Source organism: Achromobacter sp. RW408, from assembly GCF_003184165.1.
GTDB lineage: Bacteria > Pseudomonadota > Gammaproteobacteria > Burkholderiales > Burkholderiaceae_B > Achromobacter > Achromobacter xylosoxidans.
The window spans coordinates 314,561-341,044 of sequence record NZ_QHHO01000046.1 but is presented as its reverse complement, the minus strand read 5'-3'; the positions used below and the strand labels follow the sequence as shown (position 1 = coordinate 341,044).

21 protein-coding genes are annotated in these 26,484 nt (G+C 68.0%); 5 read left to right on the top strand and 16 right to left on the bottom strand.

The features are described 5' to 3' along the window. The first annotated feature begins 98 nt into the window (after positions 1-98). Both DK459_RS11615 and DK459_RS11610 read left to right on the top strand, forming a co-directional pair. The gene (locus DK459_RS11615; protein WP_006387479.1) at positions 99-713 is read left to right on the top strand and encodes an SCO family protein; all 615 of its coding nucleotides are present in this window, start codon (positions 99-101) and stop codon (positions 711-713) included. Positions 714-855: 142 nt separating this feature from the next. After that, positions 856-1,107, top strand: coding sequence for a GlsB/YeaQ/YmgE family stress response membrane protein (locus DK459_RS11610; RefSeq protein ID WP_006387478.1), 252 nt, complete (start codon positions 856-858; stop codon positions 1,105-1,107). An 81-nt stretch (positions 1,108-1,188) separates the two neighbouring features. Here DK459_RS11610 and adeC read toward each other — a convergent pair whose 3' ends face one another. Genes adeC through DK459_RS11595 form a run of 3 tightly spaced genes read right to left on the bottom strand, consistent with a single transcriptional unit; the run spans position 1,189 to position 7,066 of the window. After that, the gene (gene adeC, locus DK459_RS11605; RefSeq protein WP_024068615.1) at positions 1,189-2,679 is read right to left on the bottom strand and encodes an AdeC/AdeK/OprM family multidrug efflux complex outer membrane factor; all 1,491 of its coding nucleotides are present in this window, start codon (positions 2,677-2,679) and stop codon (positions 1,189-1,191) included. Then, positions 2,676-5,858 carry an efflux RND transporter permease subunit gene (locus tag DK459_RS11600; protein ID WP_024068614.1) on the bottom strand — a complete coding sequence of 1,061 codons (3,183 nt, stop codon included), beginning with the start codon at positions 5,856-5,858 and terminating at the stop codon, positions 2,676-2,678. Before DK459_RS11600 ends, adeC begins: the two co-directional genes overlap by 4 nt. A gap of 14 nt (positions 5,859-5,872) precedes the next feature. Further along, the gene (locus DK459_RS11595; protein WP_020927310.1) at positions 5,873-7,066 is read right to left on the bottom strand and encodes an efflux RND transporter periplasmic adaptor subunit; all 1,194 of its coding nucleotides are present in this window, start codon (positions 7,064-7,066) and stop codon (positions 5,873-5,875) included. A gap of 315 nt (positions 7,067-7,381) precedes the next feature. Here DK459_RS11595 and DK459_RS11590 point away from each other — a divergent pair, with 315 nt between their 5' ends. Then, complete coding sequence (locus DK459_RS11590) at positions 7,382-8,287, top strand: LysR family transcriptional regulator (protein ID WP_110134733.1); 906 nt, start codon at positions 7,382-7,384, stop codon at positions 8,285-8,287. 89 nt (positions 8,288-8,376) lie between these two features. Here the strand turns inward: DK459_RS11590 and DK459_RS11585 are convergent, their stop codons facing one another. Further along, the gene (locus tag DK459_RS11585) at positions 8,377-9,108 is read right to left on the bottom strand and encodes a pseudouridine synthase (RefSeq protein WP_020927307.1); all 732 of its coding nucleotides are present in this window, start codon (positions 9,106-9,108) and stop codon (positions 8,377-8,379) included. Positions 9,109-9,237: 129 nt separating this feature from the next. Here DK459_RS11585 and DK459_RS11580 point away from each other — a divergent pair, with 129 nt between their 5' ends. Beyond that, positions 9,238-9,858, top strand: coding sequence for a chorismate lyase (locus DK459_RS11580; protein ID WP_038504796.1), 621 nt, complete (start codon positions 9,238-9,240; stop codon positions 9,856-9,858). Positions 9,859-9,940: 82 nt separating this feature from the next. Here the strand turns inward: DK459_RS11580 and DK459_RS11575 are convergent, their stop codons facing one another. The 9 genes from DK459_RS11575 to ggt form a co-directional block, all read right to left on the bottom strand. Next, positions 9,941-11,365 carry a DHA2 family efflux MFS transporter permease subunit gene (locus tag DK459_RS11575; RefSeq protein WP_110134878.1) on the bottom strand — a complete coding sequence of 475 codons (1,425 nt, stop codon included), beginning with the start codon at positions 11,363-11,365 and terminating at the stop codon, positions 9,941-9,943. Between the two features lie 56 nt (positions 11,366-11,421). Continuing rightward, positions 11,422-12,120 (bottom strand): SDR family oxidoreductase, encoded by a 699-nt coding sequence (locus DK459_RS11570; protein ID WP_054444257.1) that lies wholly within the window; start codon positions 12,118-12,120, stop codon positions 11,422-11,424. A 125-nt stretch (positions 12,121-12,245) separates the two neighbouring features. Continuing rightward, positions 12,246-12,845, bottom strand: coding sequence for a TetR/AcrR family transcriptional regulator (locus DK459_RS11565; RefSeq protein ID WP_006387469.1), 600 nt, complete (start codon positions 12,843-12,845; stop codon positions 12,246-12,248). Positions 12,846-13,009: 164 nt separating this feature from the next. Next, positions 13,010-13,546 carry a YaeQ family protein gene (locus DK459_RS11560; RefSeq protein ID WP_006387468.1) on the bottom strand — a complete coding sequence of 179 codons (537 nt, stop codon included), beginning with the start codon at positions 13,544-13,546 and terminating at the stop codon, positions 13,010-13,012. A 122-nt stretch (positions 13,547-13,668) separates the two neighbouring features. Then, the gene (locus DK459_RS11555) at positions 13,669-15,528 is read right to left on the bottom strand and encodes a dipeptide ABC transporter ATP-binding protein (RefSeq protein WP_108913957.1); all 1,860 of its coding nucleotides are present in this window, start codon (positions 15,526-15,528) and stop codon (positions 13,669-13,671) included. Positions 15,529-15,542: 14 nt separating this feature from the next. After that, positions 15,543-16,421, bottom strand: coding sequence for an ABC transporter permease (locus DK459_RS11550; RefSeq protein WP_006387466.1), 879 nt, complete (start codon positions 16,419-16,421; stop codon positions 15,543-15,545). Beyond that, positions 16,418-17,362 (bottom strand): ABC transporter permease, encoded by a 945-nt coding sequence (locus DK459_RS11545; RefSeq protein WP_006387465.1) that lies wholly within the window; start codon positions 17,360-17,362, stop codon positions 16,418-16,420. The genes DK459_RS11550 and DK459_RS11545 overlap by 4 nt, the downstream gene beginning before the upstream one ends. 129 nt (positions 17,363-17,491) lie before the next feature. Continuing rightward, positions 17,492-19,006, bottom strand: coding sequence for an ABC transporter substrate-binding protein (locus DK459_RS11540; protein ID WP_006387464.1), 1,515 nt, complete (start codon positions 19,004-19,006; stop codon positions 17,492-17,494). A gap of 73 nt (positions 19,007-19,079) precedes the next feature. Further along, entirely contained in the window at positions 19,080-20,708 is a 1,629-nt protein-coding gene (gene ggt / locus DK459_RS11535) for a gamma-glutamyltransferase (RefSeq protein WP_110134732.1), read from the bottom strand. Positions 20,709-20,813: 105 nt separating this feature from the next. Here ggt and DK459_RS11530 point away from each other — a divergent pair, with 105 nt between their 5' ends. Beyond that, positions 20,814-21,728, top strand: coding sequence for a LysR family transcriptional regulator (locus DK459_RS11530; RefSeq protein WP_049050962.1), 915 nt, complete (start codon positions 20,814-20,816; stop codon positions 21,726-21,728). A gap of 66 nt (positions 21,729-21,794) precedes the next feature. On the opposite strand, the gene DK459_RS11525 is transcribed toward DK459_RS11530, so the two are convergent. From DK459_RS11525 to DK459_RS11515, 3 genes are read right to left on the bottom strand one after another with little or no spacing between them, the layout of a single operon-like run. Continuing rightward, positions 21,795-23,975: a phosphocholine-specific phospholipase C gene (locus tag DK459_RS11525; RefSeq protein ID WP_054508131.1), complete on the bottom strand. Its 2,181-nt coding sequence runs from the start codon at positions 23,973-23,975 to the stop codon at positions 21,795-21,797. A gap of 36 nt (positions 23,976-24,011) precedes the next feature. Then, a complete protein-coding gene (locus DK459_RS11520) occupies positions 24,012-24,191 on the bottom strand; it encodes a hypothetical protein (RefSeq protein ID WP_020927293.1) in 180 nt (59 codons plus the stop codon). Positions 24,192-24,211: 20 nt separating this feature from the next. After that, the gene (locus DK459_RS11515) at positions 24,212-26,206 is read right to left on the bottom strand and encodes an alkaline phosphatase family protein (RefSeq protein ID WP_024068602.1); all 1,995 of its coding nucleotides are present in this window, start codon (positions 26,204-26,206) and stop codon (positions 24,212-24,214) included. Positions 26,207-26,484: the final 278 nt, after the last annotated feature.

Below are 26,484 nucleotides of genomic sequence, written 5' to 3'. Positions count from 1 at the left end.
CTTGCGCCGGGACAAACACCACCATTGGCGGCGCGCGGCCAGCGCGCCGCCAACGGGTAGAATCGACGGGTTTATCCCTCCAACCGGCGATGGAACCCATGCGACACCTGCTTACCGGACGCGCCTGGCGCGGTCTCTTCCTGGCCCTGTGCATGCTGCTTGCCGCCTGCGGCGACCGCAATGTCGATTGGACGCTCTACAACGTCAAGGGCCACCTGCCCGACCTGAAGTTCTCGCTACCGGGCGCCGGCGGCAAGACCGTCAGCAGCGATGACCTCAAGGGCAAGACCGTGCTGCTGTTCTTCGGCTACGCCAGTTGTCCCGACATCTGCCCCACCACCATGGCGCAGTTGACGGCGGTGCTGCAGAACCTGGGCGACAAGGCGCGCGACGTGCGCATCGTGTTCGTCAGCGTCGATCCGCATCGCGACACCCCGGACATCCTGCAGGCCTACGTCAATGCGTTCAACAACCAGGCCATCGGCGTCACCGGCAATGAAAAGCAGGTGGCCGACCTGGCGCGCCGCTACCGCGTGGCCTACCAGATCGAAAAGCCCCGGCCCGGCGACGACGCCGACCAGTACGAGGTGACGCACAGCCGCGGCGTGTACATTTTCGACAATCAGGGCCGCGCCCGTCTGCTGGCCTCGGACACCGACAGCATCGAGGCGATGACCAAGGACCTGCGCCTGCTCATCGACCTGACCTCGTAGGGCGCCGTGCAACATTGCTGCACCGACGACGCGGCGCAGCATGTTGCGTGCTTGCCCCACACACCAGTTGTTACAGCCCCGGCGGCACGCGCGTGAGTAATATCAGGGCACATCGCCCTTTACCCTCGCAAGGAGTACGCGCATGAGCATCATCATCATGATCATCGTCGGCTTCATCGTCGGGCTGATAGCCCGCGCGATCATGCCCGGAGACCAGAACATGGGGATCATCATGACCACCATACTGGGCATCGTGGGCGCGGTCGTGGCCGGCTTCCTCGGCCAGAACCTGGGCTGGTATGCCCCGGGCGAACCGGCCGGCTGGATCGGCTCGGTGGTCGGCGCGATCATCGTGCTGTTCGTGGTCGGCCTCATCGCCAAGAAGCGCGGCTGACGCCCCTGGCGCGCGCCATGCAAAGCGGGCCGATCGAAAGATCGGCCCGCTTTTTTTACCACTGTCGGCGCGCCGCGAGGCTCAGCCCGGCTGCCCGCCAGGCGCGGCCGCCGCGTCCGGCGCGGGCTGCGCCGCCGTGACGGTGCGCTCGGTCCAGCCACCGCCCAGCACCTTGTACAAGGTGACCAGGTTGGACAGACGCGACAGGCGCGTATCGACCAGCGCCTGCTGCGCGGTGTAGAGCGAACGCTGCGAATCCAGCACCGTCAGGTAGTCGTCGATGCCCTGGCGGAAACGCTGCTCGGACAGGTCATAGGCGCGCTGGTTGGCGGCCACCAGCAGTTGCTGGGCCTGGATCTGCTCGTCCAGCGTGCCGCGGCCCGCGAGCGCGTCGGCGACTTCGCGGAAACCGGTCTGGATCGTCTTCTCGTACTGCGCGACCTGGATGTTCTTCTGCACCTTGGCCAGGTCCAAGCCCGCCAGCAGCGAGCCGCCGGCGAAGATCGGCACCGTGATCTGGGGCACGAAGCTCCAGGCGCCCGAGCCCGCGTCGAACAGCCCGCCCAGGCTGGCGCTGGCGGTGCCGGCGTTGCCCGTCAGGCTGATGGTCGGGAAGAACGCGGCGCGGGCCGCGCCGATGTTGGCGTTGGCGCCCTTGAGCTGGTGCTCGGCCGCGCGGATATCCGGGCGGCGCGCCAGCAGTTCGGACGGCAGGCCGGCCGGCAGCGCGGTCGGCAGCATGCCGTCGTCGAGCTTGACGGCGTTGTCCAGCGCCGCCGAGATTTCCGGCGACAGCGGCTGGCCCACCAGCAGCACCAGCGCGTTGCGGTCCTGCGCGGCCTGGCGCGTGTACTGCGACAGGTTGCGCTGGGCGGTGCGCAGCGACACTTCGGCCTGGCTCAGGTCGAGCGCCGTGGACAAGCCCTGGTCGTAGCTCTGCTTGGTGAGCTTGTAGGAGTCGTCCTGGCTCTTGAGCGTGTCGCGCGTCAGGCTCAGCAGCTCCTGGTCGGCGCGCAGCGTCAGGTAGGCGTTGGCCACTTCGGCGATCAGCGTCAGCTGGGTCGCGGTGCGGGTCTCGTCCAGCGCCAGGTACGATTCCAGCGCCTTGTCGCTCAGGCTGCGGATGCGGCCGAACAGGTCCAGTTCCCACGAGGACAGCGCGGCGCCGACCTGGTAGTTGTGGCTGGTGCTGGCCTGGCCGCTGGGCGACAGGTCGGCCGGCGTGCGCTGGGCGGTTTCCTTGCCGGCAATGCCGACGCTGGGCAGCAGGTCGGCGCGCTGGATGCGGTACTGCGCCCGCGCCGCCTCGACGTTCAGGGCCGCCACGCGCAGGTCGCGGTTGTTGGCCAGCGACTGCTCGATCAGTTGCTGGAGCAGCGGATCGGCGAAGAAATCACGCCAGCCGATGTCGGCCGTGGCCACGGCGCCGACGGCGTCGGCCTTGTAGGCCGGGCCGCTCGGATAGGCCGACGAGACCGGCGCGTCGGGCCGTTCGTAGGTCGGGGCCAGCGAGCAGCCCGCCAGGGCCGCCGCCAGGGAAAGGGAAACCAGGGTTCTCATCTGCAGCTTCATTGCGGTTTTCCTTCGACGGACACGTCCTGCGCATCGTTGGCGCTGGGGTCGTGCGGATCGCGCCGCGCGCTCATGCGTTCCACCTTGAACAGGCGCAGCATGATCACGAAGAACGCGGGGACGAAGAAGATGGCCAGGAAGGTCGCGGTCAGCATGCCGCCGATCACGCCCGTGCCGATGGCGTTCTGGCTGCCCGAACCGGCGCCCGAGGAGATCGCGAGCGGCACCACGCCCAGGATGAACGCCAGCGACGTCATCAGGATCGGGCGCAGGCGCTGGCGGGCGGCGTGGATCGCCGACTCCGTCAGGCTCGCCCCAGCCTCGTAGTGCTCCTTGGCGAACTCCACGATCAGGATGGCGTTCTTGGCCGCCAGGCCGATGGTCGTGAGCAGGCCCACCTGGAAGTACACGTCGTTGGACAGGCCGCGCAGCATGGTCGCGCCCAGCGCCCCGATGATGCCCAGCGGCACCACCAGCATGACCGCGGACGGGATCGTCCAGCTTTCATACAGCGCCGCCAGGCACAGGAACACCACGATCAGCGAAATCGCGTACAGCGCCGGCGCCTGGGCGCCCGACAGGCGTTCTTCGAACGACATGCCGGTCCATTCGAAGCCCACGCCCACCGGCAGCTTGCTGGCGATGCGTTCCATTTCCTCCATCGCCGCGCCCGAGCTGTAGCCCGGCGCCGCCTGGCCCTGGATGTTGTACGACGGCACGCCGTTGTAGCGGTTCAGCTTCTGCGGGCCGAAGCTCCAGGTGGCCTTGGCGAACGCCGAGAACGGCACCATGTCGCCATCCTTGTTGCGCACGTACCATTTGTCCAGGTCTTCGGGCAGCATGCGGGCCGAGGCCTCGCCCTGCGCGAACACCTTCTTGACGCGGCCGCGGTCGATGAAGTCGTTGACGTACGACGAGCCCCAGGCGGTGGACAGCGTGCTGTTGATGTCCGACACGGCCACGCCCAGCGCCCGCGCTTTCTCGCGGTCGATGTCGAGCTGGTACTGCGGCGCGTCCTCGATGCCGTTGGGGCGCACGCCCTGCAGGATCTTGCTTTGCGCCGCCTCGCCCAGCAGCTGGTTGCGCGCGGCCAGCAGTTTTTCATGGCCCACGCCGGCGCGGTCCATCAGCTGGAAGTCGAAACCATCGACGTTGCCCAGTTCCATCACCGAGGGCGGCGGCACCACGAACAGCATGGCGTCGCGCTCGGTCTTCCTGAAGTGGGCATTGGCGCGCGCCGCCACGGCGGCCGCCTTGAGCTTGGCGTCGCCGCGGTCTTCCCAGTCGCGCAGCTTGATGAACAGGATCGAGGCGTTCTGGCCGCGGCCGCCGAAGTTGAAGCCATTGACCGCGAACACCGAGGTGACCGCGTCCTTCTCTTCGGTCAGCAGGTAGTTGGTGGCCTCGTCGATGACGGCCTTGGTGCGCTCGGCGGTGGCGCCGGCGGGCGTCTGGATCTGGGCGAACAGGATGCCCTGGTCCTCGGCCGGCAGGAACGCGGTGGGGATGCGGGTGAACATCCAGCCCATGGCGATGACGATGGCCAGGTACACCACCATCAGGCGCTTGGTGCGGCCCAGGCCGCGCGCCACGGTATTGGCGTAGCCATGGCTGCTGCGGTCGAAGGCGCGGTTGAACCAGCCGAAGAAGCCGCGCTTGGTGCCGTGGTGGCCCTTGGGAATCGGCTTGAGCAGCGTGGCGCACAGCGCCGGCGTGAAGACGATGGCGACGATCACCGACAGCACCATCGAGGACACGATGGTGATGGAGAACTGGCGATAGATCACGCCGGTCGAGCCGCCGAAGAACGCCATCGGGATGAACACGGCGGCCAGCACCATGGCGATGCCGATCAGCGCGCCGGTGATCTGGGTCATGGACTTGCGGGTGGCCTGCTTGGGCGTCAGGCCCTCTTCGGCCATCACCCGCTCGACGTTTTCCACCACCACGATGGCGTCGTCCACCAGCAGGCCGATGGCCAGCACCATGCCGAACATGGTCAGGGTGTTGATGGAATAGCCGAATGCGGCCAGCACGCCGAAGGTGCCCAGCAGCACCACCGGCACCGCCAGCGTCGGGATCAACGTGGCGCGGAAGTTCTGCAGGAACAGGTACATCACCAGGAACACCAGGATGATGGCTTCCACCAGCGTCTTGAACACTTCCTCGATCGACAGGCTGACGAACGGCGTGGTGTCGTACGGATAGACCACGTCCATGCCCGGCGGGAAGTACGGCTTCAGGTTATTGATGGTGTCGCGCACCGCCTGCGCCGTGTCGAGCGCGTTGGCGCCCGGGGCCAGCTTGATCGCCAGGCCCGAGGCGGGCTTGCCGTTGTAGTAGCTGTCGATGGCGTAGGTCTGGCCGCCCAGTTCGATGCGGGCGACGTTGGCCAGGCGCACCTGGGAGCCGTCGGCATTGACCTTGAGCAGGATGCGGCCGAAGTCTTCCGGCTTTTCCAGGCGCGAGGGGCCGATGATGGTGGCGTTCAACTGCTGGCCGCGCACCGCGGGCAGGCCGCCCAACTGGCCGGACGAGACCTGGACGTTCTGTTCCTTGATGGCGTTGACCACGTCGACCGTGGTCAGGCCGTAGTTCACCAGCTTGGCCGGATCCAGCCAGATGCGCATGGCGTACTGCGAACCGAACAGCTGGAAGTCGCCCACGCCCTGCGTGCGGCTGATGGGATCCTGGACGTACGAGGCGACGTAGTCGGCCAGGTCGTCCTTGGTCATCGTGCCGTCGGTGGACACGAAGCCCGCCACGATCAGGAAGTTCTTGGTGGCCTTGGTGACGCGGATGCCCTGCTGCTGCACTTCCTGCGGCAAGAGCGGCTGCGCCAGCGACAGCTTGTTCTGCACCTGCACCTGGGCGGTGTCGGGGTTGGTGCCTTGGCGGAACGTCAGCGTGATGGACATGCTGCCGTCGGAGTTGCTTTCCGAGGAAATGTACTCCAGGCCGTCAAGGCCGTTCATCTGCTGCTCGATCACCTGCACCACGGTGTCCTGCACCGTCTGCGCCGAGGCGCCCGGATAGGTCACCGCGATGCCGATGGCCGGCGGCGCGATGTTCGGATACTGCGAAACCGGCAGCTTCAGGATGGACAGCGCGCCGGCCATCATCAGCACGATCGCGATCACCCACGCGAAAACCGGTCTATCGATAAAAAACTTTGCCATGCAAGGCTCCCTGACTACTGCTTGGCCGCCGCGGCGCCCGCTTGCGGTTGCTGCGCCGGCTTGGCGCTGGCTTCAGTGGCAACCACCTCGACACCCGGACGCACCATCTGCACGCCTTCCACGATGACCTTCTCACCGGCCTTCAGGCCGTCGGTGACCAGCCACTGGTCGCCGATGGCGCGGTCGGTCTTGATTTCACGCAGTTCGACTTTGTTCTCGGCATTGACCACCAGCGCCGTGGGCAGGCCGCGCTGGTTGCGCGTCACGCCGCGTTGCGGCACCAGCAGGCCGTCGGCGGCAACGCCGTCGACCAGGCGGGCGCGCACGAACATGCCCGGCAACAGGCGGCGATCCGGGTTGGGGAACACCGCGCGCAGCGTGACCGAGCCGGTGCCCGGGTCGACCGTGACTTCGGAGAACTGCAGCTTGCCCTGCTGGGTGTATTGCGAGCCGTCTTCCAGCGTCAGCGTGACCAGCGCGGCCTGCTCGCCCTCGGCCTTCTTGAGCTGGCCGCTGGAGAGCGCGTTCTGCAGGCGCAGCAGCTGCACGCTGGACTGCGTCACGTCGACGTAGATCGGGTCGATCTGCTGCACGGCGGCCAGGGCCGTGGCCTGGTTGGCCGTGACCAGCGCGCCTTCGGTGACCGAGGAACGGCCGATGATGCCGCTGATCGGCGACAGCACCTTGGTGTAGACCAGGTTGATGCGCGCGGTGTCGAGCGCGGCCTTGGCCGACAGCACGTCGGCGACGGCCTGGTCGCGCGCGGCCACGGCGTTGTCATAGGTCTGTTGGCTGACGGCGCGGGTGGCCACCAGCGGCTTGTAGCGCTCGGCCAGCAGCGCGGCGGTCTTCTGCTGCGCCTGGGCACGCGCCAGGGCGGCCTTCTGGCTGTCGAAGCTGGCCTGGTAGAGCGCGGGGTCGATCTGGTAGAGCTGTTCGCCCGCCTTGACCTCGCCGCCCTCGGTGAACAGACGCTTCTGCACGATGCCGTTGACCTGCGGCCGCACTTCGGCGACGCGGAACGGCGAGGTGCGGCCCGGCAATTCAGTGGTCAGGGAAACCGGCTTGGTGGTGAGCGTGACGACCGTCACCTGCGGCTTGCCCGCCTGGGGTGCTTCCTGCTTCTTGCCGCAAGCGGCCAACGTCAGGGCCGATGCCGTCAGCGTGACCACCGCCGCGCCGCGCCACATAGCGCTTTTCTTGTTCATAGATTGCATTCCCGATTTCCAACTAAAAAGGTAGCCCTCACACCCGCCCACCGGGGCCTGCGCCCGCCGGGATTCCGGCGACAACGACGGCGCAAGCCGAACCATGCATCGGTTCGGCTCGTGAGGATTGACTGGGGTGGTTTCGCCTCAGACATTCAGGCAGGGCTTCGACGCTTTGCTGCATTGCAGAATCGGCATTTTGCGTTATCCCGCCCGAGAAACAAAGAGGCATATTACGAAAACATCATTCCAGATATGGGACAATAATTCGCCCCGCCATGTGACAGAATTCCTTCCATGAAACGCTTACAAGGCATGGAGCTCTTCGTGGAGGTCGCCAAGACGCACAGTTTTAGCCGTGCAGCGGCCGCCCTGGGAGTGCCCAAATCAACACTGTCTCGCCAGGTGGCCGAACTGGAACGGTCGGTCGGCCTGCGCCTGCTCAGCCGCACCACCCGCAAGGTCGAGCTGACCGACGCCGGCCGGCTGTACTTCGAACGCTGCCAGCGCATCGTGGCCGAGGCCCAGATCGCCCACGAGGAGCTGCAGAAGCTGGTCGACACGCCGTCGGGGCCGCTGCGGGTGAACATGCCGGCGGATTTCGGCACGTACTTCCTGGCTGAATCGTTCATGGAGTTCTCGCGCCGCTATCCCGACGTCACCTTTTTCCTGGACCTGGCCAATCCCGACCACGCGCAGCGCGTGTTCCAGACCAGCGATATTTCCATCGAGATCGGCGAACTGCCCGATTCGACGCAGATCGCAAGGCTGCTGGGCATGCTGCCGGCCCATTTGTACGCCTCGCGCGAATACCTGGAGAAGCACGGGGAGCCGAAGCACCCCAGTGACCTGACCCGCCACGAGTGCATCGAGTTCCGCGCCGAAGGCGCCGGCCGCGTGACCCGCTGGCCGCTCAACAGCGGCGACCAGCACATCCAGTTCACGCCCGGCAACCGCTTTTCCGTCAATGGCGTAGCGATGGCCCGGCGCCTGGCGATGCTGGGCGCGGGGATCACCGTGCTGGTGGGAGGCCAGACGGCCGAGCAGAAATCGGGCCAGCTGCGACGGGTGCTGCCGGACTGGCAACTGGGCCCGTTCCCGGTCTATGCCGTCACGGAAACCCGGTTGTTGCCCGCCAAGACCCGGATCTTCATCGAATTCCTGATGGAGCGCCTGGGCGGCGACGGGCAGGCGAAGGATACCGCGCCCTTCATGAAATGAAGGGCGCTCGGAAACAGACTGAAAAATCTGTACGCGGCCTGCAAGGGCCGGGCCCGCAAGCGTGCGGCGGCATTGCGCCGCCGCGCCCGTCAGAAGCGTTCGTCGTCGCGCAGGTAGCGCCACTGGCCCAGCGGCAGGTCGCCCAGGGCCACGCGGCCGATGCGCACGCGCTTCAGGCCCACCACCTTCAGGCCCACCAGTTCGCACATGCGACGGATCTGGCGTTTCTTTCCTTCGCGCAGCACGAAGCGCAATTGGTCGTGGTTCTGCCAGCGCACCTGGGCCGGCTTGAGCGCCTTGCCATCGAGCGACAGGCCGTGGTTGAGCAGCGCCAGGCCGTTCTCGGACAGGTCGCCCTGCACCCGCACCAGGTATTCCTTGTCGATGCTGGAGTCCTCGCCGATCAGCAGCTTGGCCACGCGGCCGTCCTGCGTCAGCACCAGCAGGCCCTGCGAATCGATGTCCAGCCGCCCGGCCACGGCCAGACCGTCCAGGTGGCCGCGCTCGAAGCGTTGCGGGCTGCGGTCGCCGGCAAAGCGCGAGCGCGCGTCGATCAGCGCGACCGCGGGGGTATAGCCTTTTTCCGCCTGGCCCGAGACGTAGCCGACCGGCTTGTTGATGAGGATGGTGACGCGGGAAGTCTGGCGCGCCTGCGCGGCGCGTTCCAGCGTGATGACCTGGTTGGGGAAGGCGCGCGCGCCCAGTTCGGACACCACTTCGCCGTCGACCCGCACCCAGCCGCGTTCGATATAGCTGTCGGCCTCGCGGCGCGAACAGAGTCCACGCTCGGACATGAGCTTGGAGATTCGTACTTTTTCCATGGGCGGTATTGTATGCGCAGGCCCCGCCGGCGCCCCCGCCTCGGGGCCTGCGCCGGCGCGCCTGCGGCAATCGGCCACAGGGCATCGCGCCCGGACGGCGCGCCGGCCTTGGCATAATACGCAGCCATGATGAATCTAGCCGCAGCACATCACCCTCCCCTCGCCGCGGGCTGGCTGGCCAGCGCGCCGCCCGTCCTGACACTCACGCAGCGCCACTGGCTGTTCCGCCCGGGCGCCCTGACCGCCGGCCTGCGCCAGGTCGGACAGGTGCGCCTGCGGGTGCTGGCCGAATATGCGGACGGCGCCCCCGCCGACGAGGCCCATGCCATGCGCATCGCGCCCGGCGCGCCCGTATGGGTGCGCGAAGTCCTGATGTCGGTCGACGGCATCGACAGCGTGCCGGCGCGCAGCCTGACGCCCTTGCGCGCTTCGCACGGCGCTTGGCAGGGCATGCGGCGGCTGCTGACGCGACCGCTGGCCGACATGCTGTACCACGACAGCACGGTGATCCGTTCGCCTTTCGCCTGTCGCCGCCTTGCCTCGCCGGTGCCGTTCCACGCCACCGCCCTGGGCGCCCTCGCGGCCAATGGCAAGGCGCGCGAGGCTGGCCGCGTGTGGGCGCGGCGCTCGGTATTCTGGCGCCAGGGCCAGCCGCTGCTGGTGGCCGAGTGTTTCCTGCCGGACTTCTGGAAGCTGCTGGCGGGCCGCGCGGCGCCGCCGCTGGTGCCGCACCAGCGCACGCCGCGCTAGGCGCGGCGCAATGCCGCGGGCGCGGCCGCCCGCGCGCCATCCCACGCCATGCAATCCCGCGCCCTTGCCCCCGGGCCGCCGGTCACGCATGGGCCGGCGCCGGACGCGGCCGCGTGTCCACCGCCAGGCACAGCAAGCCCGTCAGCAACGCCAGGCCAACGTGGCCGATGTACAGCGGGTCGAAATCCGCGTGACTCAGCGCGCCCTTGCCCAGCAGCAGCACCGTCAACGCCACGCCAAGCACCGCGCCGATCTGGCGCGTGGCCTGGTTGACCGCGCTGCCCACCGCATAGTGCTGCGGCGGCAGCCGGTTGACCGCGGCGCCAGCCAGCGAGGGCAGCACCATGCCCACGCCCAGCCCGCTCAGCAGCAGTCCCGGCAGCCAATGCGCCAGGTAGGCGGGCTCGGCGCCGGGCACCAGCAGGAACCACAGGCCGCTGGCGGCATAGACCAGCGCGCCGCCCACCAGGAACGGCCGATGCCCCATGCGCGCGGCCAGCTTGCCGGTGATGATCGCGGTCGGCATCACCAGCAGCGGACCCGGCGTGACCGCCAGGCCGGCGCGCGGCAGGCTGTAGTGCCAGACGCCCGTCATGTAGAAGAAGAAAGCGAAGAACATCATCGCGAAGGCAATGCCGAAGCTGAGCGTGGCCAGGTTCACGTAGCGATAGGTGCGATGCTTGAACAGCGCCAGGTCGACCAGCGGATGCGGCGTGCTGCGGGCCCAGCCCACGAAGGCCGCCAGCGACACCAGCCCCACGGCCGCCACCATCCACAGCTCGCCGCTGCTCCAGTGCGGCGATTCCGACTGCACGATGGCCAGCGCCAGCGCGCCCACGCCCACCATCAGCAGCGCCATGCCGACGCCATCGACGCGCCGGCGCGCTTCGGGCCGCACCGATTCCACGAGGCGGGCGGCGCCGAACCACAGCGACAGCGCGCCCAGCGGCAGGTTGATGTAGAAGGCCCAGGGCCAGCCGGCGGCATCGACCACGAACGCGCCCAGGCTGGGGCCGACCGCGGCGGCAAGCGCCGCCACGGCGCCCCACAGGCTCACCGCCACCGAGCGCTGCGCGGCCGGGAACGCCGCCAGCACGATGGACAGCGAGGCCGGCGTCAGCAACGCCGCGCCGACCGCCTGCGCCACGCGCGCCGCGATCAGCCAGCCGACGGTGCCGGCCAGGCCGCAGGCGGCCGAGGCCGCCAGGAACAGCAGCACGCCGATCATGAACATGCGCTTGCGCCCGTGCGTGTCGGCCAGCCCGCCGGACGGGATCAGCATGGCCGCATAGACCACCGTGTAGGCGTTCAGCACCCAGGACATGTCGGCGGCCGAGGCCTCGGGAAAGCCGGCGCGCATGGCGCCGAACGCGGCGTAGAGCATGGTCGCGTCGAGGGAAACCAGGAACACGGCCACGCTGGCGATCCAGAAGATCGGCCAGGGGGATTCTGTCGCGGACGGCGCGGCGGCGGCTTGGGGAGCCGCGGGGGTGGCATTGGAATGCATGTCGATCGGACTCGGAAATGGCGTCGGGAAGGTCGCGAAGGCGTGGCGCCCGCGGTTCATGCCTGCAGGTAGACAGGCGGCTCGGCCGCCAGGCCTTGCTTGACCTGGCGCGTGGCGTCGTCGGCCAGCACTTCCTCGGCGCCGGCTTCCAACGCGTCGAAGGCCTGGCGCACCACCGATTCGGGCGTGCTCTTGGGCGCGTCCAGGCCGCGCGTCAGGTCGGTATCGACAAAGCCCATGTGCAGGCCCAGCACCTGGGTGCCCTGCTCGCGCAGTTCATGGCGCAGGCCGTTGGTCAGGGCCCAGGCGGCCGACTTGCTCATGCCGTACACGCCCAGCAGCGGCCGGTTGATCCAGCTCGCGATCGACAGCACGTTCAGCAGCGCGCCGCCGCCGTTGGCGGCCAGCACCGGCGCGAACGCCTGCGCCACGCGCAGCGGGCCCAGCAGGTTGGTCTCCAGGTGCCGGCGGGCCGATTCGATGCTGTCGTCGGCCAGGAAGCCGCCGGTCGCGGCAATGCCGGCGTTGTTGATGACCAGCGTCACGTCCTTGGCCAGCGCGGCCGCGGCGGCCACGTCCTCGTCGCTGGTGACGTCGAGCTTGATGGCCTGCAGGCCCGGCAGCGAGATGCTGGCCGGATCGCGCACGCCGGCGTAGACCTTGCGCGCGCCACGGGCCAGCGCCTCGCGGGCGAAGGCCAGGCCGATGCCCCGGTTGGCGCCGGTGATGAGGACGGTAGCGTTCTTCAGTTCCATGATGTCTTTCCTTGGGTGCTGCGTTCTGGCTGTGGCCGGTGACACCGGCCGGTTATATAAATATGATGATCATCATATTTATGGGATGAAGAAAGGCCGCGCAATGCGGCCCGAAAAAGGGGGCTTCAGTGGGCGGCCTGGCGGCCCTCGCTGTCGTACTGGTCGAGAATGGACTGGCGCGCGGCCGCCAACATGGCGTGGCCCTGCGCGTTGTTGCCGAGCGCGCGGGCCAGTTGCATGGCGCCCACCAGGCTGCTGGTGATCGCCATCGCGGCGTGCGGGCCGGCGTCGGCCGGCAGCGCCTGTTGCACCACGCCGACCAGCCCGGTCACCCGGCTGGCCGAGATGTCCCGCACCTCGGGCGACTGGCGCGGCATCTCCGAGGCCAGCGCCGAAATCGGGCAGCCCCCTTCGCAACCGACCAGGTGGCCCTCTGACAGATAGCTCTCGACCAGGGCGCGCAGCGGGCTGGCGCCTTCGGCGCGGCGCCGCGCCATGCCCTGCGCCATGCGGGCGGCGCCATCGCGGCCGGCGCGTTCCATCGCCGCCACCAGCATGGCGTCGCGCGACGGGAAATGCGCATAGAAGCCGCCGTGCGTGAGCCCGGCCTCTTTCATGACGTCCGCCACGCCCACGCCGGCATAGCCTTCCCGGCGAATCGCTCGCGCGGCCGCTTCCACGATGCGGTCATGGGAGAGCTCTTTGCGGGAAGCGGGGCCGGCCATGGTCGGGACTCCTGAATATGATGACCATAATATAAACCCACCCCGGACGCTTTGCACGCTTTTTTTGTTGCGGCGCACTACAGCGTCGCGATCACCCGCGACAGCAGGCGTTGCGCGCCTCGCGGCCCGAACGAACGGGCATCAAAAGGGGACGGGTCTGGCCATCAGCGCCAGATTTCGGGCTCGATGCTGACTTCACCCTTGTCGGCCGAGAAATACACCACCCCGTCCGAGATATTGGCATTCAGCTGCATGGTGCGCTCGGCCAGGTTGGCGAGGGCGCGGGTCTGCTCGGATGGCAGGTTGATGACCTTGAGGTTGCGGGTGCGCTCCAGCTTGTTGCGCACGCCGTCCCACCAGATCTTGCTGGCGGAACCGCCGTAGCAGTAGACGATGACCTGCTCGGCGCGGCCGCAGGCGCGCAGGATGCGGCGTTCTTCGGGTTGGCCGACTTCGATCCACAGGGTGATGGCGCCGGTCAGGTCCTTGACCCACAGGTCCGGCTCGTCGGTGTCGCTCAGGCCCTTGGTGAAGGCCAGTTCTTCCTGGGCCTGCAGCGCGTAGGCCACCAGGCGCACCATCATGCGCTCGTCGGTTTCGGAGGGATGGCGGGCGACCGTCAGCGAGTGGCTGCCGTAGTAGTGCCGATCGGTGTCGGCCACGTTGAGGTCGGCCTTGTAGATAGTGGCGCGCAGGGCCATGGCGAGAAAATCCGTTGAATGGGGCGAATGACTGAAGGCCGCCATGATACCGCCTGTGGCGCGGCCGGCCCCGCGCAACGGCCGCCGCCCGCCGCCGATGCGGCGGGCGATCAGGCAGTGGCTCAGTACACGCCGACGGAATGGCGCGCGACGTAGTGCCCTTCCCCGACCCGCACCAGCGGCTCGACCAGCGGATCGTCGCCCAGTTTGCGCATCGGGCTGGGGATTTCGTCGACCAGCAGCGAGCGCTCGCGGTGCCGGCGCTGCGGATCGGCGATCGGCACCGCCGCCATCAGCTTCTTCGTGTAGGGATGCTGCGGGTTCTCGAAGATGGCGCGGCGCGGACCGATCTCGACGATCTGGCCCAGGTACATCACCGCCACGCGGTGGCTGACGCGCTCGACCACCGCCATGTCGTGCGAAATGAACAGGAACGACACGCCCAGCTCGCGCTGCAGGTCGAGCAGCAGGTTGACGATCTGCGCCTGGATCGACACGTCCAGGGCCGACACCGATTCATCGGCGATCACCACCTTGGGGTTCAGCGCCAGGGCGCGCGCGATGCAGATGCGCTGGCGCTGGCCGCCCGAGAACTCGTGCGGATAACGGTCGATCATCTCGGGCGCGAGGCCGCACTTGTCCATCAGCCAGCGCACCCGCTCCTGCGCCGCCGCGCCGCTGGCCACGCGGTGGATCAGCAGCGGTTCCATGATGGAATAGCCGACCGTCATGCGTGGGTCGAGCGAGGCGAACGGATCCTGGAAGATGAACTGGATGTGGCGGCGCAGCGTCTGCATGGCGCTGCCGCGCAGCGCGCCGATGTTCTGGCCGTCGAACTCGATCGTGCCGCTCTTGCTCTTGACCAGTTGCAGCAGCGAACGGCCGGTGGTGGTCTTGCCGCAGCCGGATTCGCCCACCAGCGACAGGGTCTCGCCCGGATACAGGTCGAAGCTGACCTTCTCGACCGCATGCACGCGCTTTTGCACCCGGCCGAAGATGCCGCCGGTGATATCGAAGCTGGTGGTCAGGTCGCGCACCTTCAGCACCGGGCCGTTGTCGCGGCGCACGGTGGACGGCTGCGCCACCGGGGCGGCGGCCGGCTCGGCCTGGCGCGCGGCCTCCTCGACCTTGAGCAGCGGGAACGGCGCCGGCTCGTCGGTGCCATGCATGGCGCCCAGGCGCGGCACGGCCGACAGCAGCGCGCGGGTGTAGGCATGCCGGGGACGGGCGAAGACGTCGTCGGAACCGCCCTCCTCGACCTTGTCGCCGCGGTACATGACCAGCACGCGGTCGGCCACTTCGGCCACCACGCCCATGTCGTGGGTGATGAAGATGACGCCCATGTCCATTTCTTCCTGCAACTGGCGGATCAGTTGCAGGATCTGGGCCTGGATGGTGACGTCCAGGGCCGTGGTGGGTTCGTCGGCGATCAGCAGCTGCGGCTTGCAGGACAGCGCCATCGCGATCATGACGCGCTGGCGCATGCCGCCGGACAACTGGTGCGGATAGCGGTCGAGAATGGCGCGGGCCTCGGGGATGCGCACGCGTTCGAGCATGCGCAGCGTTTCGGCGCGCGCCGCGGCCGCGTCCAGCCCCTGGTGCAGTTGCAGGGCCTCGGCGATCTGGTTGCCGGCCGTGAAACTGGGGTTGAGCGAGGTCATCGGCTCCTGGAAGATCATGGCCACGTCGGCGCCGCGCACGCGCTGCAGCGTGCTGTCGGGCGCGTTGACCAGGTCCAGCACGTCGCCGTTGCGCCGGCGCAGCAGCATGCCGCCGTTGACGATGCGGCCGCCGCCGTATTCCACCAGGCGCATCAGCGCCAGCGAGGTGACCGACTTGCCCGAGCCGGACTCGCCCACGATCGCCAGGGTTTCGCCGCGGTCGACGTGGAACGACACGTTGCGCACCGCTTCGACGACGCGTTCGGGGGTTTTGAAGCGCACGGTCAGGTCGTTGACCTGGACGACGCGTTTGGGATCCATGGTTGCCATGATGATTACTTGTCCTGACGGGGATCCAGCGCGTCGCGCAGCCCGTCGCCCAGCAGATTGAAGCCCAGCACCACCAGGAAAATGGCCGATCCGGGGAAGATCGACATCCAGGGCGCCTGGGTCATGAAGTTCTTGGCGGTGTTCAGCATCGAGCCCCACGACGGATTCGGCGGCTGCAGGCCCAGGCCCAGGAACGACAGGCTGGCCTCGGCGATGATGGCCGTGGCGATGGTAATGGTGGCCTGCACGATCAGCGGCGGCATGACGTTCGGGAAGACGTGGCGGCAGATGATGCGCAGGTCCGAGGCGCCCAGCGCGCGGGCGCTCTGCACGTAGTCCTCGCTCTTGACCGCCAGCACCTGCCCGCGCGTGAGCCGGATGAACTTGGGCGCGGCCGACACGCCGATGGCGATCATGGCGTTGGTCAGGCTGGGGCCGAGGAAGGCGGCCAGCGCGATGGCCAGGATCAGGAACGGGATCGCCAGCAGCGCCTCGGTGGCGCGCGAGATGCAGCTGTCGGTCCAGCCGCCAAAGTAACCGGCGGCCAGCCCGAACGGCACGCCCACCACCAGCGCGATCAGCACCGACACCAGGCCAGCCATGAGCGAGGCGCGGGCGCCATAGACCATGCGGCTGAAGATGTCGCGGCCAAGCTCGTCGGTGCCCAGCCAGTAGGAGGCCGACGGCGCCTTGCGGATGGTGGTGAAGCTGGTCTGGAACGGGTCGTGGTTGGCGACCAGCGGCGCCACCAGCGCCACCAGCACGAAGAACAGCACGATGCCCAGGCCCAGCATGGCGACGTGGTTGCGTTTGAACTTGGCCCAGGCGCGGCTGCGGCTGCGGGGCGGCGTGACGGCGGCGGCCGTTGCGGGAAGTGCGCTCATGCGTGCCTCAGACGGGGATTGACCAGGATGTACAGGATGTCGGCCAGCAGGTTCATCAGGATGAAGCCCACCGCGACGCAGAGCACCACGCCCTGCACCACCGCGTAGTCACGCGTGAAGACGGCGTCGACCACCAGCTTGCCGAAGCCCGGGATGGTGAAGACCTGTTCGGTCAGCACGGCGCCGGCCATCAGTTCCCCGAACAGCAGCGTCACCAGCGTGACGATCGGCATCAGGGCATTGCGCAACGCATGGCGCAGCACCACGCGGCGCGGCGACACGCCTTTGGCGCGCGCGGTGCGCACGTAGTCGGCCGACAGGGCCTCGAGCATGGCCGAGCGGGTGTGGCGCATCAGGTAGGCGGCGATCGCCGTGGACAGCACCAGCGCCGGCATCAGCATGGTCTTGATCGACAGCCAGAAGTCCTCGGTCGGCGACACGTAGCCGGATGCCGGCAGCAGCTTCCACTGCACCGACACCACCATGATCAGGATGATGCCGAGCCAGAAATTGGGTATCGACATGCCGGACAGCGCCGCGATGTTGGCGCCCATCTCGACCGGCTTGCCCTTGCGCACCGCCGCGACGATGCCCATGGGAATGCCGATCAGCAGCGCGAAGAACATCGCCATGGCGGCCAGTTGCAGCGTGACCGGCAGCTTCTGGCCGATCAGGGTGGTCACCGGCACGTCGGTGCGCAGCGACTTGCCCAGGTCGCCCTGCACCACCTGGGTGGCCCAGGCGACGTACTGCACCGGCAGCGGGTCGTTGAGGCGGTATTTTTCGCGCAGGTAGTCCAGCACGGCCGGGTCGCGCTCTTCGCCGGCCATGGTCAGCACCGCGTCACCGGGCAGGATTTTCTGCAGCATGAAGACGATCATCGACACCAGTATCAGGGTCGGTATCGCGACGATCACGCGGCGCAAGATGAGTTTGAGCATGAGGGAAAACCGTAGAACGAAAGCGGCGGACGGAGCCGGCCCGTCAGGGCACGGCGCGCGGCCGCCGCGGGAAACGACCGGCCGCGTTCAGGCAGCCGGCGGGCGCGGCGGCGAACCGCCGCGCCGCGATCACTTCTGCGCGAACGTCACGCCCTTCAGGCGGATCATGCCGTCCGGGTACGGCACGAAGCCCTTGACCTTCTTGGCCAGCGCGAACGGCCATGGCTGGTAGTAGTTATACACGCCGGGCAGCTCGTCCTGGATGATCGCCTGCGCCTGGTCGTAGATGGCGCGGCGCTTGGTTTCATCGGGCACCGTGCGGGCCTCGTTGAGCAGCTTGTCGACGTCCGGGTTGCAGTAGTGGCCGTCGTTCAGCGCGCCCTTGCAGGTCACGAAGCTGTGGATGTTGCCGTCCGGATCGACCCGGCCCGACCAGCCCAGCATCACCACCTGGAAGTTGCCGCCCGCGGATTCCTTCTGCAGCGCGGCGTACTCGGTGGGCCGCAGCGACAGGTCGAAGCCGGCCTCGGAGGCCATGGCCTGGACCATCTCGGCCACCGACGAGGTGGTGGTGTTGTTGCCGAACATGACCTCGGCCTTGACGCGCTCGAAGCCGGCCTGCTTGAGCAGCGCGCGGGCCTTGGCCACGTCGCGCTTGGTCACGGGGAACTTGTCGCTGTGGTAGGGGCTGGCGGGCGGGAACGGCTGTTGCGCCGGCTCGAAGATGCCGCCGCCGGCCACTTCGTTGATGGCGTTGCGGTCGATGGCCAGCTGGAATGCCTGGCGCACCAGCTTGTTCTTGAAGGGATTGTCCTCGGCGCGCTTGCCGTTGGCGACGTTGAACATGAACTGCTGGAAGCCCAGGCCGGCCACCGGCGCGAAGGTCAGGCTGGCGTCGCCCTTGACCTGCGCCGCGTCGGACGGATTCAGGCGCTCGAGCAGGTCCAGGTCGCCGGCGCGCAGGTTCGACAGGCGCACGGTGGTGTCCGGGATCGGCAGGAAGGTGATGCGCTTGAAGGCGTAGTCCTTGGCGTCGTAGTACTGGTCGAATTTCTCCAGCACGACGCGGTCGTTCTGGATGCGCTCGACGAACTTGTACGGACCCGAGCAGATCGGCTTGCGGCCGACCGAGGCCACGTCGGCGTCGGCGAACGACTTGGGCGACAGCATCATGCCGGCACGGTCGGACAGCTGCGCCAGCAGCGTGGCGTCGGGCTGCTTGAGGGTCAGCACCAGCGTCGCGGCGTCGGGCGCCTCGACTTTCTCGACCGAGGCCAGCTCGCCCTTGCGCAGGCTGTCGGGCAGCGTCATGGCGCGTTCCAGGTTGGCCTTGGCGGCGGCGGCGTCGAACTTGCTGCCGTCATGGAACAGCGCGTCTTCGCGCAGCTTGAAGGTCAGCACCTTGTTGTCCGGGCTGAACGACCACGAGGTGGCCAGTTGCGGCACGAAGTGCAGCTTGGGATCGATGTCCACCAGCTTGTCGCACAGCGAGGTGAAGACGATGCGGCCGACGTAGGTGCGGGCGCGGTGCGGGTCCAGCACGTCCGGATCTTCCTGCAGGCCGATGCGGATGTTCTGGGCGCACGCGGCGCCGGCGGCCAGCGCCAGCACGCTGGCGCCGAAGGTCATGGTCAAGCGTTTCATTGTGTTTATTCCCCTTGTGGCTGCAATGCCCGGCTGCAAGGCCGGGCCGCGATGCGTGACAGCAATGCCCGCGTCAGAAACCCACGGCCTGGCCGTCACGGCGACTGTCGCTGGCGGCGACGTAGCCGAGCTCGTTGTCGCTTTCGGACATGCGCCAGATGAATTGGCCGGCGCCGAAATCCATGTACGGATCGTCCACGGATTTCAAAGCATGCCCCAGGTCTTTCAGGCCCGCAATAGTGGAAGCCTTCATATTGGTCTCGATGTCCAGCGAGAAATCGCGGTTGACCTTCCAGCGCGGCGCGCAGCAGGCGGCCTGCGGGTTCTGGTGGTAGTCGACCATGCGGATCACGGTCTGCAGGTGGCCCTGCGGCTGCATGTCGCCGCCCATCACGCCGAAGCTCATGACCGGCTTGCCGCCGCGCGTCAGGAAACCCGGGATGATGGTGTGGAACGGCCGCTTGCCGCCCTCGACCACGTTGGCCGACTTGGGATCCATCGAGAAGCCGACGCCGCGGTTCTGCAGGCTGATGCCCGTGCCCGGCACCACCACGCCCGAGCCGAAACCCATGTAGTTGGACTGGATGAACGAGATCATCATGCCGTTCTCGTCCGCGGCGGTCAGGTAGATGGTGCCGCCGGCGGCCGGACGACCGGCGCTGAAATGGGTGGCCCCGTCCAGGCGGATCAGCTTGGCGCGGCTGTCCAGGTAGTCATCCGACAGCATCTGCTCGGGCGTGACCTCCATCGAGCGCGGGTCGGCCACGTACTTGTAGAGGTCGGCGAAGGCCAGCTTCATGGCCTCGATCTGCACGTGCTGCGACTGCACCGAGTCGACCGGCATGTCGGCGATGTTGAAGCGCTCGACGATGCCCAGCGCGATCAGCGCGGCGATGCCCTGCCCGTTCGGCGGGATCTCGTGCAGCTCGTAGCCGCGATAGGACCGCGAGATCGGCTTGACCCATTCCGGGCGGTAGCCGCGCAGGTCTTCCAGCGTCATGGCGGCGCCGCATTCCTGGCTGAAGGCGGCGATGCGCTCGGCCAGCTCGCCTTCGTAGAAATCACGGCCCTTGGTGGCGGCGATGCGTCGCAGCGTGTAGGCGGCGTCCGGAAAGCGGAAGTGCTCGCCGACCTTGGGCGCGCGGCCCTCGGGCATGAAGGCCTGGGCGTAGCCCGGCTGGCTGCTCAGTTCATTGGCGGCGGCGGCCCATTTGTGCGCCACCACCGGCGGCACGGCGTAGCCGCGCTCGGCGATCTCGATGGCCGGCTCGAACAGTTGTTCGAAGGGCAGCTTGCCAAGCTTTTCGTGCAGCGCGGACCAGCCGGCCACCACGCCCGGCACCGTGACCGCGTCCCAGCCGCGCTTGGGCTGGATCGCCAGGCCGTCGGCGCCGACGCCGTATTTGCGCTTGAAGTACTCGACATTCCAGGCGGCCGGGGCCACGCCCGAGGAATTCAGGCCATGCAGTTCCTTGCCGTCCCAGACAATGGCGAAACAGTCGCCGCCCAGGCCGCAGGAGACCGGCTCGACCAGCACGATGGTGGCGGCCGCGGCGATGGCGGCGTCGACCGCGTTGCCGCCCTTGAGCAGCATGCGCAGGCCAGCCTGGGCGGCCAGCGGGTGCGAAGTCGACACCACATTGCGCGCGAACAGCGGGATGCGGATGGAGGGATACGGGTTGACCCAGTCGAAGGATTTCATGGCGCTTGTCTCATAGAGGTAAGCAGGCGAAGGTACTCCCGTGATCTAATTAAATCAATTTGATTTTTTGTTCGGTAATAAAAGAAATTTTTTTGAATTGATCCCATGAGCACCATCCGATTCCTGCGCACCTTCCTGGCCGTGGCGCACCATGGTTCGTTCTCGGAGGCGGCCGAACAGGTGGCCCTGACGCAGGCCGCCGTCAGCTTCCAGATGCGCTCGCTGGAGGCGGAATTGGGGCGCGAGCTGTTCGACCGCAGCGGGCGGCTGGCCATCCTGAACGCGGCGGGCCGGGAATTGCTGCCGGAAATCAAGCACTTGCTGGATTTATACGACCGCATGCGACTACCGCGCACGGTGCCGGGCGAACTGGCCGGGTCGGTCTCGGTGGGCAGCATCGTGTCCTGCATGGGCACCTTGTCCAAGGTGGTGTCGGGCATGAAGAAGTCGCATCCCAAGCTGGACGTGCGCATCCTGTCGGGCAAGGCCAGCGAGCTGGCCGGCAAGGTCGAGGACGGCGAACTGGACGCGGCCTTCCTGGTGGAGGCCGGCCGCAAGATGGCCAGCACCCGCTGGACCCCGCTGTATGAAGAACCGCTGGTGGTGATCGCCCCGCCCTCGGCCGCCGGGCGCGACGCGCGCCAGGTGCTGGCGGGCAACCCCTTCCTGCGCTTTGACCGCACCCAGCGCACCGGACTGCAGATCGACCGGCTGCTGCGGCGGCTGGCCGTGCCGCTGGACGAGTTCCTGGAACTGAACGCGATCGAGACCCTGGTCGAGCTGGTGCGCCAGGAGGTTGGCGTGACGCTGCTGCCGTTGATCAACGGCTCGAACTGGAGCGACAGCCCGCAGTTGCGCATCCTGCCCCTGCCCGACGACCTGGGGCCGGCGGCGCGCGCCATCGGCATGCTGGAGCGGCGCGAGCACGCCCGCCAGGGCATCACGACGGCCATCTGCGAAGCCTGCGCCGCGGCCTTCCGGGCGCGTGACGCGCAAGAGCCGGCGCAGGTCCGCCTCTAACGACAACGCCCCGCGTCGTCTCCCGGGCGGAAGCGACACGAGGCGTTGCGCCGGGCGCGGCGGACCTTACTGGCCCATCGCCGGATCGGTGACCGAGGCCTTGCCCGTCTCCACCCGGCCGGCAAAGCGGCGGATGTAGGCCGGGTCCTCGTTCAGGCGCGCCGTGAAGTCGTACCAGTTGCCGCTGGCCTTGAGCGACCACGACTGCTCGACCTGGCTGCCCGCCGGCACCGTGATCGTCCACTTCTCATTGTTGGTGTAGTAGGCGTTCGGCGTGATGACGAAGGTGCAGGGCCTGGTGCCGCTATTGATGAAGCTGGTGTAGACGTCGCCGTTGGCGATGTCGTAGCAGACACGGATTTCCGCGCCCAGCCCTTCGGTGCGGGCCAGCGCCAGGTCGCCGGCGAAATGGCGCAGGTAGCCGTTCGGGCCCATCACCCACAGGTCGTACTTGCCGCCGTCGGCGGCCACGTCCCAGCTGCCTTCCAGCTGCTTGTTGGGCTCGACCGCGTAGCGGCGCGGCAGGCGGTCCAGGTGCAGGCGGTCGTACACGTGGAACACGCCGGCGGCGCTGCCGGTGTTGGCGAACACCAGCCACATGGCGCTGCTGCCGGGCTGGGCGCGGCCGCTGGTGTGCATCTCGTAGGGCAAGGCGCGCGACGGACGCACGCCGGTTTCCTGCCTGGGCTTGGCCTGGGTGGTGGTGTCGGGCAGCGGCACCTGGGCCAGCGCCTGCTGGTCGGCGCGGGTCTGGTCCGCCGTGGCCTTGGTCCACATGGTCAGGTCGGGCAACTGCTCGCTGTTGGGCGTGGCGAAGTTGAAGGCCGAGGTCAGGTCGCCCAGCACCGCGCGGCGGTAATCGCTGATGTTGGTTTCCTTGACGCCGAAGCGCGCTTCCAGGAAACGCAGCACCGAGGTGTGGTCGAAGGCCTGCGAATTGACCCAGCCGCCGCGGCTCCAGGGCGAGACGACGTACATCGGCACGCGCGGACCGGGGCCGTAGACGCGCTTGTCGGCCGCATCCTGCAGCGACGGCTTGATGTGGCGCTCCAGGTCGGTGTTGATGGTGGATGCGCCCGCCATCGAACCGTCCGGGTTGAGCGACGGCGCGGCCGGCGACGGCACGTGGTCGAAGAAGCCGTCGTTCTCGTCGAAGTTGATCAGCAGCACGGTCTTGCTCCAGACGTCCGGATTGGCCGTCAGGGCGTTGAGCGTTTCCTGGATGTACCAGGCGCCCTGCACCGGGCTCGACGGGCCGGGGTGCTCGGAATAGTTGGCCGGCGCCACGATCCAGGACACCTGCGGCAACGAGCCGTTCAGCACGTCGTCGCGGAACGACTGCAGCAGGCCGTTGTCGCCGGCCATGGTGTTGGCCACGCCCTTGTACAGCGGATTGCCGCTGTCGGCCGCGGGCGTCCAGGCGGGCGGATTGGGGTTGCTGGCGGTCGGGTCGTTGCCGGACAGCTCATAGGCCTTGCGGAACTGGCGGAAGCCCGCCAGCGGGTTGTCGGTGAAGTTGTCGGGCAGGTTCTGGTAGACCTTCCAGCTGACGCCGTTCTCCTGCAGCTTCTCGGGATAGGTCTTCCAGGTCCAGCCGATGGTCGAGGCGCCCAGGCCGTCCCATTGGTTGCGGGTCGAAGGGCCGTTGCCCAGCGCCAGCGGATCGTTGGTGCCGGTCCAGTGGAACAGGCGGTTGGTGTTGGTGCCGCCGTGCGAGGAGCAGTGGTAGGCGTCGCACAGCGTGAAGGCCTCGGCCAGCGCGAACTGGAACGGCAGCTCCTGGCGGGTGTAGTAGCCCATCGACTGGTTCTGCTTATAGCGCGGCCATTGGTACAGGCGGCCGCCGTCCCAGGCGTTCTGCGCATCCGGGTAGTCGTGCGGCGTGCCGGACACGCGCTGGGCGTTGCCCTTGGTGCTGTCCAGGTGGTACGGCAGCACCACGCGGGTGCCGTTGGTCTGTTCCCAGACCGAGCGGTTCTGCGGCAGCGGCACGGTGATGCGGTCGCCGAAACCGCGCACGCCCTTGAACGTGCCGAAGTACATGTCGAACGAGCGGTTTTCCTGCATCAGGATGACCACGTGCTCGACGTCGTTGATGGTGCCGGTGCGGTTGTTGGCGGGGATGGCCAGCGCGCGGCGGATGGCGGGCGGGAACATCGACAAGGCGGTCAGGCCGGCGGTCGAGGCGGCGGCGTTGCGCAGGAAGCGGCGCTTGCCGGCGTGGATCGGGTCTTTGGCGGACGTCACGGATACTATTCCTTGGATTCTGGAGAAGGCGCGGCGTCAGGGCGCGCAACGCAACTGGGGCTTGGCCGGCTGGGTCGGCGTTTCGGGCTGGTTGCCGGGGTTGCCGGCATCGTCGTCGTCATCCTTGTCGCCGCCGCAGGCGGTCAGGACGGCGGCCACCATCAGGGCGGCGCCCATGCGCAGGCAGGCGCGCAGGATCGGGTTGGCGGTATTCATGGGGTGTCTATCCTCGGACATCAGGGAATCAATTCGGAAACGGACTTGCCGGACATGGCCAGCGACTTGACCTCGGCTTCGGTCAGGGCGCGCGACCAGAAGGCCAGGTCGTCGAAATACATGGTGTAGGGCCCCTTGGTGCCGGCGCAGCACACGCCGTAGGTGCCCTTGCCGTCTTCGTTCAGTCCCAGGTGCGGACCGAACAGGCCGGCGATCTGGGCGAAGTTGACGGTGCCGGTGGAGATCGAGCGGCTGAACCAGCCCATTTCGGTGTCGTAGACGTAGGCGGCCATGGTCTTGGCAGTCTTGTTGACGACCATCGCCACGTAGACCGGCTTGTTGGCCGTGAACTTGACGCCATTGATGTCCACGCGGCTGCCGCCGGCCAGGTTGAAGCGCAGCTCGGGGCCGGCCCACTGGGCGATGGTGATGCCCGGGTTGGCGCCGGAGTTGTAGTCCTTGTTGCCCAGGATGGAGCGGTCGTTGGCGGTGCCGTCGGACTGGTACCAAAAGCCGATGGTGAACGCCTGGACGCTGTCGAGCAGGCCCGCCGGGTAGTCCAGCTTGAAGGCGCCGATGGGATCGCCGCCGCGCTCGTTGCGGAACATCTTGCCGAACACGCCCTTGTCGGCGAACGCCGGCGCCTGCACGCCGTCATAGGGCGTGATCACGCCGCCGCCGGCGGCCTTGTCGGTCAGGTTGCCTTCGAACGGGAACAGCATCGTCAGGCCGGAACTCAGCGACGGCAGCAGCGGCACCGGCGCGGTGTAGACCACCGTGGCGCGCACCGCCGTGACGGCGCCGCCCACCGCGATGGCGTAGTTCAGCTCGTGCACGCCTTCGGTGGTGAAGGTGAAGCCGGTGTCGACGTAGTCCGTGGCGGTGCCCGGCAGGCGCGCGATTTCCTTGGCGTCGCGCGTGATCACGATCTCGCCGGTGGGCGTGCCCACGCGGCTCCAGCTGAGCGACACGCTCTTGTTGTCCATCGAGGTGCGGCTGGCGCCGCGGCGCAGCGCCACCGCTTCGAACAGCGAGGTGCCGGCCATGTCGTACTGGCCCGGGGCCGGCAGCGCGCCCAGGTGCGCCAGCAGCGTCGGCGCCGCGTCGGCCGCGCTCGGCAGGCCGTACCACGCGGTGTCCCAGACGCCGTCGACCGCGGCATCGTCGGCGCTGCCGCCGAGCAACGGCGCGCGGTTCAGCGCCAGCAACGTGGTCTTGTTCAGCGACAGCGGCAGGCCGTCGCTGCCGCCGGTGCGATCCAGGCCGTGGCTGGAAGCCACCACCACCAGCCAGTTCTCATCCGGATGGGCGGCGCGGCGGTCCGCGACCTGCTTGAGCAAGGCGCCGATGGCGCTGTCGGCCTGCCGCAGGGTGGCGCGATAGCCCTCGCCGAAACCGGCGCTGGCGGCCGCGCGCTCGGCGGCGCCGAACTGCGCCACCACCACGTCATAGCCTTCGGTGATGCGGTCGCGCGCCTGGCTGGCGACGCAATCGTCGACGCCGGCACAGTCGGTCAGGCTTTGCAGGTAGCCGGCATCGCGATCGCCGCCCACCAGGCCCGCCAGCAGCGACGAATTGAAGGCCGCCGCGGCGCGCGTGGCCGGCTTGGCGGCCTTGATGCGCTGGAACAGCGTGGCCGACTTGGGCGCCTGGCCCGGCGCGTTGCTGCGCACGCCGTGCTGGTCGGCCCATTGGCCGGTCAGCAGCGTGGCCCAGCCCGGCGCCAGCAGCGTCGGTTGCTGCGTCACGCCGCCAATGACCCCGCCGGTCCAGGAACGGGTCGCCGTCAACTGGGCCAGGTTGGGCAGGGACTTGTCCGTCATGCCCTGGCGGTAGGCATCGTAGGTGATGCCATCCATGCCGATGAACAGCACCTTGGCGTTCGCGCCGCTGCCCGGTTGCACGGTCGGCGGCGCCGCCGTGTCGTCGTCCTTGTCGTCGTCGCCGCCACAGCCGGCCAGCGCGCCCAGGGCCGCCAGCGCAGCGCACCAGCGCTTCCACTTCAATAACTGCATGCTCTTTCCCTTTCGAAACCCGCTTTGTGGGTGGCCCACATAGTGGCGACGCAAGGTGAAAGACCCATGAAGCGAAGAAAGGAATCGTTGATCGATGGATCAGGTTTTTTTTCTGCAGCGCTACAGACCGCAACAGGAAGGTGCCTGCCTGCGCCTGGCCGAAGCGCCCGATGCGGCGCGCCATCGCGCGGTTGTCATGATCGGCTGCTAGAGTCGGGCGCATTCCCGCCGTACCGCCATCGCCCGACCATGCCCCTGTCTTTGCGCCCGTCCCTGCC

What these genes read in the sequence shown, in the direction of transcription:
- DK459_RS11550 (WP_006387466.1), bottom strand. Translation starts at nt 16,421, where the DNA reads ATGAGCGCACTTCCCGCAACGGCCGCCGCCGTCACGCCGCCCCGCAGC.
- DK459_RS11540 (WP_006387464.1), bottom strand. Translation starts at nt 19,006, where the DNA reads ATGAAACGCTTGACCATGACCTTCGGCGCCAGCGTGCTGGCGCTGGCC.
- DK459_RS11570 (WP_054444257.1), bottom strand. Translation starts at nt 12,120, where the DNA reads ATGGAACTGAAGAACGCTACCGTCCTCATCACCGGCGCCAACCGGGGC.
- ggt (WP_110134732.1), bottom strand. Translation starts at nt 20,708, where the DNA reads ATGAAATCCTTCGACTGGGTCAACCCGTATCCCTCCATCCGCATCCCG.
- DK459_RS11615 (WP_006387479.1), top strand. Translation starts at nt 99, where the DNA reads ATGCGACACCTGCTTACCGGACGCGCCTGGCGCGGTCTCTTCCTGGCC.
- DK459_RS11520 (WP_020927293.1), bottom strand. Translation starts at nt 24,191, where the DNA reads ATGAATACCGCCAACCCGATCCTGCGCGCCTGCCTGCGCATGGGCGCC.
- DK459_RS11560 (WP_006387468.1), bottom strand. Translation starts at nt 13,546, where the DNA reads ATGGCCCTGCGCGCCACTATCTACAAGGCCGACCTCAACGTGGCCGAC.
- DK459_RS11595 (WP_020927310.1), bottom strand. Translation starts at nt 7,066, where the DNA reads ATGAACAAGAAAAGCGCTATGTGGCGCGGCGCGGCGGTGGTCACGCTG.
- DK459_RS11545 (WP_006387465.1), bottom strand. Translation starts at nt 17,362, where the DNA reads ATGCTCAAACTCATCTTGCGCCGCGTGATCGTCGCGATACCGACCCTG.
- DK459_RS11585 (WP_020927307.1), bottom strand. Translation starts at nt 9,108, where the DNA reads ATGGAAAAAGTACGAATCTCCAAGCTCATGTCCGAGCGTGGACTCTGT.
- DK459_RS11610 (WP_006387478.1), top strand. Translation starts at nt 856, where the DNA reads ATGAGCATCATCATCATGATCATCGTCGGCTTCATCGTCGGGCTGATA.
- DK459_RS11515 (WP_024068602.1), bottom strand. Translation starts at nt 26,206, where the DNA reads ATGCAGTTATTGAAGTGGAAGCGCTGGTGCGCTGCGCTGGCGGCCCTG.
- DK459_RS11580 (WP_038504796.1), top strand. Translation starts at nt 9,238, where the DNA reads ATGAATCTAGCCGCAGCACATCACCCTCCCCTCGCCGCGGGCTGGCTG.
- DK459_RS11565 (WP_006387469.1), bottom strand. Translation starts at nt 12,845, where the DNA reads ATGGCCGGCCCCGCTTCCCGCAAAGAGCTCTCCCATGACCGCATCGTG.
- DK459_RS11600 (WP_024068614.1), bottom strand. Translation starts at nt 5,858, where the DNA reads ATGGCAAAGTTTTTTATCGATAGACCGGTTTTCGCGTGGGTGATCGCG.
- DK459_RS11555 (WP_108913957.1), bottom strand. Translation starts at nt 15,528, where the DNA reads ATGGATCCCAAACGCGTCGTCCAGGTCAACGACCTGACCGTGCGCTTC.
- adeC (WP_024068615.1), bottom strand. Translation starts at nt 2,679, where the DNA reads ATGAAGCTGCAGATGAGAACCCTGGTTTCCCTTTCCCTGGCGGCGGCC.
- DK459_RS11575 (WP_110134878.1), bottom strand. Translation starts at nt 11,365, where the DNA reads ATGCATTCCAATGCCACCCCCGCGGCTCCCCAAGCCGCCGCCGCGCCG.
- DK459_RS11590 (WP_110134733.1), top strand. Translation starts at nt 7,382, where the DNA reads ATGGAGCTCTTCGTGGAGGTCGCCAAGACGCACAGTTTTAGCCGTGCA.
- DK459_RS11530 (WP_049050962.1), top strand. Translation starts at nt 20,814, where the DNA reads ATGAGCACCATCCGATTCCTGCGCACCTTCCTGGCCGTGGCGCACCAT.